This window comes from Vibrio sp. T20 (assembly GCF_007858795.1).
Classification (GTDB): domain Bacteria; phylum Pseudomonadota; class Gammaproteobacteria; order Enterobacterales; family Vibrionaceae; genus Vibrio; species Vibrio satsumensis.
The window spans coordinates 1-346 of the sequence record NZ_VFEB01000027.1 but is presented as its reverse complement, the minus strand read 5'-3'; the positions used below and the strand labels follow the sequence as shown (position 1 = coordinate 346).

1 protein-coding gene is annotated in these 346 nt (G+C 42.5%); it reads right to left on the bottom strand.

Going from position 1 to position 346, the window contains the following annotated elements; all coding sequences use genetic code 11:
- The coding region (locus FTW16_RS01465; RefSeq protein ID WP_146489806.1) for a DUF2860 family protein at positions 1–346 on the bottom strand (346 nt) is incomplete at both ends.

The window sequence follows — 346 nt, the reverse complement described above, 5'->3', positions numbered from 1 at the left end:
TCGTGTTTTAGCAAAAGTTTGGCTAGCGGCTTGATAGTCTTTCCATGCATAACCTGCGGTGAGGGCCAACCGATGGCGATTGATAAATTTAAACCAACTGATGTCAAACCCGTACGAATCAAATGATTCCGCCTTACCGTCGGCATCTTGATTAATGTAGGTAAACGCCGGTTGCAACATGGATGTTTGATTAAGTGAAATCCGATAGTCACCTTTAACGTAGTAAAGGCTCGCATCGCGAGCGAGTGAATGGTCCGTTACTTCTTCTTGCTCAATGTCTTTATTAGCATAAGCGAGATCAAGGTTGAAGTTTTTATCAATCAATCCCTTGATTTGAAAGCGATAG